Source organism: Desulfosporosinus sp. Tol-M2 (assembly GCF_059735615.1).
The window spans coordinates 100,065-110,904 of record NZ_JCAIJG010000071.1; the positions used below are offsets into that span (position 1 = coordinate 100,065).

The following is a 10,840-nucleotide window of genomic DNA, read 5'->3' on the forward strand; positions in this document are numbered from 1 at the left end:
TTGAAAAAGGTAGCTAATTGGGGTATAATAATAAGGTTGAAGGCATTTTTTGGGAGGAAACAGCTTTGCTAGAAAATACAAATATCCTTTATCAAGATCCTAGTGACAGTTACAATGCAGGGCAAATCGAAGTTCTTGAAGGACTGGAAGCTGTTCGTAGACGTCCCGGTATGTATATTGGTACGACGAGCAGCCGCGGCCTTCATCATCTCGTTTATGAAGTCGTTGATAACAGCATTGACGAAGCATTAGCCGGTTTTTGCGATTTAATTGATGTATTTATTAAAGCAGACAATAGCATTACTGTAATAGATAATGGACGGGGAATTCCAGTAGATATACATCCTAAAACTGGTAAACCTGCTGTTGAGGTGGCTCTGACGGTATTACATGCCGGTGGAAAGTTTGGCGGGAGTGAGAGTGCCTACAAAGTGTCGGGAGGTCTACATGGAGTAGGCTTAAGTGTCGTAAATGCTTTGTCAAAATGGTTAATTGTCGAGGTTTCCAAAGGAGGCTATGTTTACCATCAGGAATATGCACAAGGAAAACCTACCACCGAGCTGGTAAATATAGGGGCAACTGAGAAAAATGGAACAAAAATATCCTTTATCCCTGATCCGGAAATTTTTGAAGAAACCGTTTATGACTTTGATATTCTGGCACATCGTCTCAGAGAACTGTCCTTTCTAAATAAAAGTGTGAAGATTAATTTGACGGATGAGCGAACAAACGTTAAAGAAACGTTTTTACATATGGGCGGTATTCAAGATTTTGTAATTTATCTCAACAAAAGCAAAGATTGTTTACATTCCCAGCCAATATTTATTGAAACGACCAAAGATCATGTCCAGGTTGAAGTTTGTATTCAGTACAATGACAGTTATGCCGAAAACTTGTTTTCCTATGCCAATAATATTAATACCCAAGAAGGGGGAACCCATGAAGCAGGTTTTAAGTCGGCATTAACACGAGTGGTAAATGATTATGCCCGCAGAAGTAATATACTGAAAGCGGCTGATTCCAATCTTTCAGGTGATGATATCCGGGAAGGATTAACCGCCGTAATTTCGGTTAAAGTGCCTGACCCACAGTTTGAAGGGCAAACGAAAACTAAACTTGGAAACAGTGAAATTAGGGGCATCGTGGACTCTGCCACAGGGGAAGGATTAAGTACTTTTCTTGAAGAAAATCCGGCGATTGCCAGAAAATTTATTGATAAGTCCGTTCAAGCAGCCCGGGCCAGAGATGCGGCCCGTAAAGCTCGGGAGTTGACTCGCCGAAAGAGTGCTTTAGAGGGAATATCCCTGCCGGGAAAACTAGCGGATTGTTCTTGGAAGGAACCGGATCTGTGTGAAATGTACCTGGTTGAGGGAGACAGTGCAGGTGGTTCTGCCAAACAGGGCAGGGATCGACGTTTCCAGGCAATTTTGCCCTTACGTGGGAAAGTGATCAATGTGGAAAAGGCCAGACCTGATAAAATACTGGCAAATGCAGAAATTAGGGCCATGATTACCGCCATGGGAACCGGTTTTTTTGATGAATTTGATATTAGCAAGGCGCGTTACCATAAGTTAATTATTATGACAGACGCCGATGTGGACGGTGCTCATATTCGGACACTTTTACTGACTTTTTTCTATCGCTACATGAGGCCTTTAATTGAAAATCATTTTATATATATCGCCCAACCCCCTCTCTTTAAGGTTAAGAAGGGGAGAGACGTACAATATGCTTATACGGATAAAGAACTGGCCAAAATACTGGATAAAATAGGTAAAGAAAAAATTGAGCTTCAGCGCTATAAAGGCTTGGGAGAAATGAATCCGGAACAGTTGTGGGAGACCACGATGGATCCTGCCAAGCGCACGATCTTACAAGTGACGATCGAGGATGCTATACGGTCTGAAGAAATGTTTACTGTCTTGATGGGAGACAAAGTGGAACCGCGCCGAGACTTTATCAACCGTTATGCAAAAGATGTACGTAATTTAGATACTTAAAGGAGTGCTCATTCATGGCGGATGAATTGCAGGGAGGGAAAGTCCATCCCATTGAAATTGCAGATGAAATGCGAAGATCCTTTATCGACTATTCCATGAGTGTGATAGTAAGCCGTGCTTTGCCCGATGTTCGGGATGGTCTTAAACCGGTGCATCGTCGAATCCTCTTTACCCTTCACGAATTGGGTCTGACGCCCAACAAACCGTACAGTAAGTCAGCGCGTCTTGTCGGGGATTGTATGGGTAAATTTCATCCGCATGGGGATAGTTCAATTTATGATGCTGTTGTACGTATGGACCAAGAGTGGGCTAGCCGTTATCCGCTCATTGATGGGCATGGAAATTTTGGTTCTATTGATGGAGACTCTGCCGCAGCCATGCGTTATACCGAACTTCGAATGGCTAAAATGGCAACCTATATGTTGGAGGATATTGACAAAGATACCGTTGATTTTATGCCCAACTACGATGAAAAACAAGAAGAGCCCAAGGTATTACCGGCAAAATTTCCAAATTTGCTCGTCAATGGTTCGTCAGGTATCGCCGTAGGAATGGCAACAAATATACCGCCTCATAATTTATCGGAAGTTATCGCAGCAACGATTGCGCTGATGAATAACCCGGAGTTATCGGTTGATGAGCTGATGAACTATATCTTAGGTCCCGACTTCCCGACTGGCGGAACTATCATGGGTCATGAAGGAATTAGATCTGCATATACGACCGGAAGAGGGTCTGTTAAAACTCGGGCCAAAGCAAAAATAGAACGAATAGAAAAGTCCGGAAAGATCCAGATTATTGTTACTGAAATCCCATTTATGGTTAATAAGGCTAGAATGATTGAGAAGATTGCCGACCTTGTACGGGATAAGAAACTTGACGGAATTACCGATTTGAGGGATGAATCGGATCGTTCAGGGATGCGTATTGTGATTGAGCTGAGGCGTGATGTTAACCCTAAAATCATTTTGAATAAACTCTATAAACATACTCAGATGGAAGATACATTTGGTGTAAATATGTTGGCACTCGTCAATGGTCAGCCGAGAACACTAACACTTAAGGATATGCTTCATTATTTTATTGAACATCAAAAGGATGTTATTGTCCGGAGAACTAAATTTGAACTCAATAAAGCGGAGGCCGAAGCGCACATAATTGAAGGATTGCGAATAGCCCTTGACCATATTGACGAGGTTATAGAAACAATTCGTTCTTCCTCGGATGAAGCAAATGCACGGGAAAATCTGTCGATCCGTTTTGGTTTGAGCGAAAGACAAGCCCAAGCCATTGTCGATATGCGCTTAAAGCGCCTGACTGGACTGGAGCGTGAGAAACTGGAAAACCAATATCAGGAATTATTAAATACCATTGCCTATCTGAAGGCGGTTCTTGCTTCTACAAGTATGGTAATTGGGATTATTAAGGCTGAACTGGAAGAAATCAATCGTAAATTTGGAGATCCTCGTCGAACACTTATTACGGTTGATATTAGTAAGATGGATGTTGAAGATCTAATTGCAGTTGAAGATGTAGTTATCACGGTAACCCATTATGGATATATTAAACGACTGCCGCTTAGTACTTATAAAAGTCAGAATAGAGGTGGTAAAGGTGTTCATGGTATGGCTACCAAAGAACGGGACTTTGTGGAACATCTTTTTATCACCACAACGCATCACTATATTCTTTTCTTTACGTCACAAGGAAAAGTGTATCGTTTAAAAGCTCACGAGATTCCAGAAGCCAGCAGAATAGGCAAGGGAACAGCTGTGATTAATCTCCTGAATTTAAGCCAGCATGAGATGATTACCGCAGTTATGGCAATCAAAGATTACAGTTCGGAATTTTTCTTGATCACAGCTACAAAAAAAGGGATCATGAAGAAGACTGCGCTGCAAGAATATGATTCCTCACGACGCGATGGATTAATTGCTTTAACTTTAGATGAGGGAGATGAACTGATTGGTGTCAAACTAACCCAAGGGTTAGATGATATTCTTCTGGCCACAAAAAATGGAATATCGATTCGCTTTGCCGAATCGGATGTACGGCATATGGGACGTACGGCGCGCGGGGTGAAAGGGATAAGTCTTGCAGCAAACGACGAGGTTGTCGGTATGGATGTGATCGGTGATAAGGGCGAACTTTTGACCATGAGTGTCAATGGTTTTGCCAAACGTACCAATCTGAAGGAATTCCGTGTTCAAGGCCGTGGTGGCAAAGGCATAATTGTTATGAAATTAAATGACAAAACAGGTAGCTTGGTTGGAATCAAGGTTGTTCAAGTGGAAGATCAACTTATGGTCATCACGAATGACGGAATCATGCTGCGGATTCCAGTAGCCAGTATTTCTAATCAAGGCCGTTCCGCTCATGGAGTTATGGCGATGCGGACCGGTGATAGTAGTGTTGTCGCAATCGCAAAGGTTTTGATGAAAGATGAAGAGGGAATTGGCGAATCTGAAGATTCGGGAGATTTCCAGGAAGGCGATTAAATTGGCAATATTCGTGCTACGTGTTAAAATGTCTGGAAATCATAGAAGCAGAGTTATAAGTACGGCCATTCGACCAGAGAGATAAAATTTTTCGAGGAGGAAATTTTATGATTGAGATAGGATCGTTAAAAGTTAAAACTGGGCTTGCCGAAATGCTAAAAGGGGGCGTCATTATGGATGTGACAACCCCTGAACAGGCTATAATAGCAGAAGAGGCCGGAGCATGCGCCGTAATGGCTTTAGAGCGTGTTCCTTCGGATATTCGGGCTGAAGGTGGGGTCGCACGGATGGCGGACCCTACAATTATCCAAGGTATTATGGCTGCGGTATCTATTCCCGTCATGGCAAAAGCACGTATCGGACATTTTGTTGAAGCCCAAATCCTAGAAGCCTTAGGTGCTGATTTTATTGATGAGTCTGAAGTATTAACCCCTGCGGACGATGCTTATCATATTAATAAACATGACTTTAAGGTACCATTTGTTTGTGGTTGCCGTAATCTGGGGGAAGCATTGCGCCGCATCGGGGAAGGGGCTGCGATGATTCGTACTAAAGGAGAGCCTGGAACTGGGAATGTTGTTGAGGCTGTTCGGCATATGCGTACTGTGATGAGCGAAATACGTACTTTAACATTAATGCCTAAAGAAGAGCTCATGACAGCCGCCAAAAATATGGGGGCTCCCTATGATTTGGTTCTTTATGTTGCGGAGCATGGAAAACTGCCGGTGGTTAACTTCGCCGCAGGGGGTATAGCTACGCCGGCTGATGCAGCATTAATGATGCATCTTGGAGTGGATGGTATTTTTGTAGGGTCAGGAATCTTTAAATCCGGTAATCCCAAGGCGCGTGCCAAGGCAATAGTTTTGGCGACAACCCACTTTATGGACGCCAAGATGCTGGCTGAAATTTCCAAAGATCTGGGACAAGCTATGTCAGGAATAGAAATTACTACATTGACTGACGCTCAGCGCATGCAAGATCGGGGCTGGTAATAATGAAAAAGCTTGTTGGCGTTTTGGCACTGCAGGGTGCTTTTCGCGAGCAGCGGCAGGTTTTAGAGCATTTAGGGTGTGATGTTATAGAAGTGCGAAAAACAAGCGATCTTGAAGGAATCCATGGACTTATTATTCCGGGTGGGGAAAGTACGACTATTGGTAAACTCTTAATGATAGATGAAATGGGTGAAAAGATCAAGGAGCTTGGTACTCATGATTTACCTATTTTCGGAACTTGCGCCGGTATGATCCTGCTTAGTAAAACAATTATTGATAGTGATCAGTATCGTTTAAGCCTGATGGATACTGTAGTGGAACGTAATGCCTTTGGAAGACAGGTGGCAAGTTTTGAAACGGATCTTCTTGTACCTGCCATGGGTCCAAAGCCAATACGCGCGGTATTTATTCGAGCGCCTTACCTTCGGGAAGTTGCCCCGAATGTGGGTATTCTGGCGGAGTACAACGGCAAGATTGTTTTTGCGCGACAAGGTAATTTATTGGCCAGTGCATTTCATCCGGAACTTACGCCGGACCGACGGGTCCATAAATATTTTTTGGGCATGATCGATGAACATTAGGCAAGTTTTCTTTAGAGCATGGGGAGGCTTTTATTATGTTGGATCTCAAGTTTGTTCGTAATAACCCTGAAGTGGTTAAGGAAGCAATGCAAAAGCGTAATGTGTCAATTAGGTTAGACCACTTTTTGAAACAAGAAGAAGAAAGACGCAGACTGCTTTTTGAAGTTGAGAATCTAAAGGCCCGTCGCCATTCTGTTTCTGAAGAAGTCGGACGCCTCAAGAAAAACGGTGAAGATGCGGAAAGCCTCGTATTAGAAATGCGTGAAGTCGGCCAAACCATTAAGGATTTGGAAGAAAAATCGACGGATATTGTGCAAGGGATGGAAAAAGTGCTCTATGAGATTCCTAACATACCTCATGACTCCGTGCCCATAGGAGTGGACGAAAGTGCCAACGTTCAAGTTCGTACTTGGGGGACCCCTCGCGTATTTGATTTCGAACCGAAGGCGCATTATGAGGTCGGTGAAAAGCTGGATGTTTTGGATTTTATACGTGCGTCTAAAGTCACCGGTGCCCGGTTTACCTTTTACAAAGGGTCGGGAGCTAAGCTGGAACGTTCCCTCATATCATTCATGCTGGATCGACATACTGCCAAGGGCTATACGGAAATACTTCCGCCATACATGGTTAATCGCACTTCAATGATCGGGACGGGTCAACTTCCAAAATTTGAGGAAGATGCCTTTAAGGTTGTCGGAACGGATTATTTCTTGATTCCAACTGCAGAAGTGCCGGTAACCAATCTTTATCGTGACGAAATCTTAAATGGCAGTCAATTGCCAATTCGCCACTGCGCCTACAGTGCCTGTTTTCGTTCTGAAGCCGGTTCGGCAGGACGGGATACGCGGGGTCTGATTCGCCAACATCAATTTAACAAGGTGGAGCTTGTCAAATTCTCACTTCCGGAGAATTCTTATGAAGAACTTGAATTGTTGACCAGGGATGCGGAGAGTATTCTCCAGGAGCTGGAACTTCCTTACCGGGTTATGGTGTTATCGACAGGCGATCTCGGGTTTTCTTCCGCCAAAACCTATGATTTGGAAGTATGGCTGCCTAGCTTTAAGGCCTATAGGGAAATTTCATCCTGCAGTAATTTTGAAGATTTTCAAGCGCGTCGGGCGAACATCCGTTTTCGGAGGGGGCCTAAGAAAAAACCGGAGTATGTCCATACTTTAAATGGCAGCGGATTGGCCATTGGGCGCACAGTTGCAGCTATTCTGGAGAATTATCAGGAAAATGACGGAAGGATACGAGTTCCTAAAGCATTGCAGTCCTACATGGGAGTTGAATATATCGGATAACCTCTGTTGGTATTAGGAAGGATGCGTTCCATTATTTAACAAAAAGTCTTATTGTTTTTATTTAAGGTTTATGATACACTATTTTCCGGTCGTAATTCTTGGAGGGGTGTTCGAGCGGTTTAAGGACCCGGTCTTGAAAACCGGTGACTTCGTAAGGGGTCCGTGGGTTCGAATCCCACCCCCTCCGCCAGATAAATATACAAAATATTAAAGAGGGATTCGAACGGGCGGATAAAGAAAAGCCGACCTTTGGGAGGGTTTTCCCGCCCCGGCGTGATAGCGAGCAAAGCGAGCGGAGCGAATCCCACCCCCTCCGCCATAAATTAGAAGTCAGAAGTCAGAGGCCGGAGGTCAGAGTTAAAGTTTTCTTACGGGTTTTGTTAGGCCGCGCCAGTTATTCTCATTCCTGTGTTAGATTGTTGCCAGCCCATACGGGCATGTCACCCGTGTTTTCTAGTAGCAATGCAGCGGGTTTGTGAGCGAGTTTTTTCATGCGCCTGTAGTTCAGCTGGATAGAGCGTCAGACTTCGAATCTGAATGTCGGGGGTTCGAATCCCTCCGGGCGCACCAAAATCGAGGTTCGATGTTCTTGGTACGAATATTGAACATTGAATGGACCTTAGTAAAATAGCTTTGGCCTCGTAGCTCAGGGGATAGAGCGGGGGTTTCCTAAACCCTGTCTTGCGGAGGTTCGATTCCTCCCGGGGTCACCAAAATCGAGGTAATATGTTTCATCAAGATTGGATGCAGATCGCGCTCAGACAAGCTCAGATGGCCTTTGAGCAAAGGGAAGTTCCCATTGGAGCGGTTATTATTCATAATGGTCAAGTGATTGCTCTAGCGCATAATGAGAAAGAACAAAGAAATGACCCCACTGCTCATGCCGAGGTCTTAGCAATCCAACGTGCAGCAAAGGTATTAGGGGCTTGGAGGCTAACAGATGCCATCCTATATGTAACCCTGGAGCCTTGTCCGATGTGTGCCGGAGCGATTGTTCAGTCCCGCGTAAAGCAAGTCGTTTATGGAGCAGCAGATTTAAAAGGCGGAGCTGCAGGTTCGGTGATGAACGTCTTGGACTATACTCTGTGGAACCATAGAGTCGATGTCGTTGCTGGGGTTCTAGAAGAAGAGTGTTCGGATATCTTAAAATCGTTCTTTAAGAAGATACGCTGATTTTCAGCGTTATTTTACACTAGTCAAAAGAATAATTTTGGCAAGTCCCTTCTCGTCATCCGGCATCTAGACATCCTTGGCGATGGTCCTTTCTCGCCATCCTGCAAGAAGGTTAATACGTGCGAAGACAGTGTCTGCAAGAAGGGTTAATGCGTGCGAAGACAGTGTCTTCGTGGGCTACAGGGACACTCGTCCATCCATGGACAGCGCATTATATACGGAGAAGTAGCGAAGAGGCCGTAACGCGCCGCACTCGAAATGTGTGGAGCTTTGTGGAAACCATGTAGCCGAAAACCTTGATTTATGCGGTTTTTCAAACCCTCAGAGTTCGAATCAGGACAGGTTTTTGAGCTGTTCTATCCAAGTTCTATCCGAGGCAGTTTTACAAGTTAATAATTTTGGAGGAGTACCCAAGTGGTGAAGGGGTCGCACTCGAAATGCGATAGGTCGGCAACGGCGCGTGGGTTCAACCCCCACCTCCTCCGCCATGGAGCTGTTAATTTCAAAGATTAACAGCTTCTACCTTTTTAAGCGGCAAAGACTTCTGAATGATCTTAGCCGTTTTTTTCTTGGACTGATATTCCAGATGGCCATAGGTATTGACCGTTGTCCGGATGTCGCTATGACCAACCCAATCTCTGATACGCTCCATAGGCACTTCATTGGCCATCATCAAGCCTACGCACGAATGTCTCAGATCATGGAATCGAACATGGGGCAATCCGGCTTTTTTGAGCAAATCAGCATGCCTGTTGGTGATATATCCTGGGTCGATGATTTCCCCCAAGGGATGGACGCAAAGATATCCAAGCCATTCATTGCTGTATGAGCTGCCGCAAAGCTTTCTCAGTTCCTTATTCTCAGCTATTTTTGCTTTTATCCTATCCTCGACATAAGGAATCAAGGGGTAGGTACGGTTGCTCAAATCCGTTTTGAGCTTATCGGATGGGATATATATTTTCTTCTTATCAATCACTGCTGTCGTTACGGTGTGATTCGCCCGAAAGAATTTGTGCTGAAAATCAAATTGCGATTCTCTGGTGCCAACACACTCACTGCGTCGCATCCCATAAAAGCCGCCGAGCAATATAGGGATTTCAATAATATCTCCGACAATAAATTCGAGATAATACTGCATCTGTTCGGCATTGAGCGTCGCCGCATTATATTTCTCGATTTTGTGTAAGGTGATTGCGCTGTTTGGATTCACGCTGATCATCTTTTTGCTGACGGCATAATTCAATACCTGGTTGATAACGGTGTAATCCTTGGCAACTGTAGCCTTCTTCTTGCCGTGTTTCAGCCGATAAGCGTAATGTCCCTTGAGCAGATCGGGCGTAATTTCCCGGACCGTGCATCCATAAGCCTTGAATGTCGGATATAGGTTTTGCTTTATGTTGTCTGCATATCCGGCCCAGGTATTGAGCTTGATTGTTCTGTCAAAATTAAAATCTTCACCCACCACAATATTATCCGGGTGTCTGAATGCCAGCCATTCGTTTAATAAATCCGCGAACAAAGGATTTGCGGAATGGTTTTCATCGGAATCATCATGAACAATGCTCTTTTCAGGCACTTCATGCGCAAACGTCTTCTCCGCTATACCATTTTTCAGGTCAAGCGAATATTGGATTCTGGTTGATAAGCATTTACTTTCGGCTTCTGCTTCATTTTCTTCGATTGCAGAAAGCCCTGTTGAAATCCAAAGGGGCTTGCGCTTACCGTTCTGATCTTTTCGATTGAGAACGATGTAATAATATCCTTTCTTTGGTGTTATGAAGCCTCCAATCAGTTCATCCTCGGTCAATCTGACCATTTTCAGCATTTGAGTGAGTTCCATATGGTTCCTCCTTTCAAATTTATTCACTCACCTGCCGTTGACATGATGAGTGTAACATAATAAAAAAGACTCGTAAAATGTGCAAATATCATTTTATTGACTGTCGCTGCTTGCGCCTATTCGCAGGTAACTTAATAAAAAAGGCTTGGGGATTTTATATGCCCGCCCAACCTTTAGACATTCAATTTTATTTTCTTGTATGAGACCGTATCCTGTCTTTAGGCTAATGCCAAGAATTTCACACATTTGCTTGATGTCAAGCACATCGGGGTATCCTTTTAGCATGATCCGGTAGGCTTTTTCTTGGGATAATTTTTCATTATATAAACCCTCCGTTTTGATTTTTTTAGTAAAGAAAAACCAAAACAGAGGAGGAGAGCGGCACCCGGACGAATATCTTAAAAAAGCAAAAAAGCAGAGCTTGTCCACTTTAAAACTCATATTCAAGAAAACAC

The 10,840-nt window shown here is 44.0% G+C and carries 8 protein-coding genes and 4 tRNA genes; 10 read left to right on the forward strand and 2 right to left on the reverse strand.

The window, feature by feature from the left end; genetic code table 11:
- The first annotated feature begins 65 nt into the window (after positions 1 to 65).
- The 10 genes from gyrB to AC6I5A_RS05510 all read left to right on the forward strand — a co-directional run bounded on the left by gyrB (position 66) and on the right by AC6I5A_RS05510 (position 9,033).
- Entirely contained in the window at positions 66 to 2,000 is a 1,935-nt protein-coding gene (gene gyrB, locus AC6I5A_RS05465; protein ID WP_034612727.1) for a DNA topoisomerase (ATP-hydrolyzing) subunit B, read from the forward strand.
- A 14-nt stretch (positions 2,001 to 2,014) separates the two neighbouring features.
- Positions 2,015 to 4,498 carry a DNA gyrase subunit A gene (gene gyrA / locus AC6I5A_RS05470; RefSeq protein ID WP_034612696.1) on the forward strand — a complete coding sequence of 828 codons (2,484 nt, stop codon included), beginning with the start codon at positions 2,015 to 2,017 and terminating at the stop codon, positions 4,496 to 4,498.
- Positions 4,499 to 4,605: 107 nt separating this feature from the next.
- The gene (gene pdxS / locus AC6I5A_RS05475) at positions 4,606 to 5,490 is read left to right on the forward strand and encodes a pyridoxal 5'-phosphate synthase lyase subunit PdxS (RefSeq protein ID WP_034612699.1); all 885 of its coding nucleotides are present in this window, start codon (positions 4,606 to 4,608) and stop codon (positions 5,488 to 5,490) included.
- A 2-nt stretch (positions 5,491 to 5,492) separates the two neighbouring features.
- The gene (gene pdxT / locus AC6I5A_RS05480; RefSeq protein ID WP_034612702.1) at positions 5,493 to 6,071 is read left to right on the forward strand and encodes a pyridoxal 5'-phosphate synthase glutaminase subunit PdxT; all 579 of its coding nucleotides are present in this window, start codon (positions 5,493 to 5,495) and stop codon (positions 6,069 to 6,071) included.
- A 35-nt stretch (positions 6,072 to 6,106) separates the two neighbouring features.
- Positions 6,107 to 7,372 (forward strand): serine--tRNA ligase, encoded by a 1,266-nt coding sequence (serS, locus tag AC6I5A_RS05485; RefSeq protein WP_034612705.1) that lies wholly within the window; start codon positions 6,107 to 6,109, stop codon positions 7,370 to 7,372.
- A gap of 100 nt (positions 7,373 to 7,472) precedes the next feature.
- Positions 7,473 to 7,562, forward strand: a tRNA-Ser gene (locus AC6I5A_RS05490).
- Between the two features lie 303 nt (positions 7,563 to 7,865).
- Positions 7,866 to 7,942 (forward strand) — tRNA-Arg (locus AC6I5A_RS05495).
- A gap of 65 nt (positions 7,943 to 8,007) precedes the next feature.
- Positions 8,008 to 8,085: transfer RNA gene (locus tag AC6I5A_RS05500), tRNA-Arg, on the forward strand.
- Positions 8,086 to 8,098: 13 nt separating this feature from the next.
- Positions 8,099 to 8,545 carry a tRNA adenosine(34) deaminase TadA gene (tadA, locus tag AC6I5A_RS05505; RefSeq protein ID WP_034612707.1) on the forward strand — a complete coding sequence of 149 codons (447 nt, stop codon included), beginning with the start codon at positions 8,099 to 8,101 and terminating at the stop codon, positions 8,543 to 8,545.
- Positions 8,546 to 8,945: 400 nt separating this feature from the next.
- A tRNA-Ser gene (locus AC6I5A_RS05510) sits at positions 8,946 to 9,033 on the forward strand.
- Positions 9,034 to 9,047: 14 nt separating this feature from the next.
- Here the strand turns inward: AC6I5A_RS05510 and AC6I5A_RS05515 are convergent.
- Together AC6I5A_RS05515 and AC6I5A_RS05520 are read right to left on the reverse strand one after the other, a co-directional pair.
- Complete coding sequence (locus AC6I5A_RS05515) at positions 9,048 to 10,385, reverse strand: site-specific integrase (protein ID WP_497900517.1); 1,338 nt, start codon at positions 10,383 to 10,385, stop codon at positions 9,048 to 9,050.
- Between the two features lie 93 nt (positions 10,386 to 10,478).
- Positions 10,479 to 10,840, reverse strand: a 362-nt coding sequence (locus AC6I5A_RS05520) for a helix-turn-helix domain-containing protein (RefSeq protein ID WP_497900518.1), incomplete at its 5' end; no start/stop codon positions are given.

Excerpts from the sequence above, each read along its gene's own strand:
- gyrA (WP_034612696.1), top strand. The coding sequence starts at position 2,015 with ATGGCGGATGAATTGCAGGGAGGGAAAGTCCATCCCATTGAAATTGCA.
- pdxS (WP_034612699.1), top strand. The coding sequence starts at position 4,606 with ATGATTGAGATAGGATCGTTAAAAGTTAAAACTGGGCTTGCCGAAATG.
- pdxT (WP_034612702.1), top strand. The coding sequence starts at position 5,493 with ATGAAAAAGCTTGTTGGCGTTTTGGCACTGCAGGGTGCTTTTCGCGAG.
- serS (WP_034612705.1), top strand. The coding sequence starts at position 6,107 with ATGTTGGATCTCAAGTTTGTTCGTAATAACCCTGAAGTGGTTAAGGAA.
- tadA (WP_034612707.1), top strand. The coding sequence starts at position 8,099 with ATGTTTCATCAAGATTGGATGCAGATCGCGCTCAGACAAGCTCAGATG.
- AC6I5A_RS05515 (WP_497900517.1), bottom strand. The coding sequence starts at position 10,385 with ATGGAACTCACTCAAATGCTGAAAATGGTCAGATTGACCGAGGATGAA.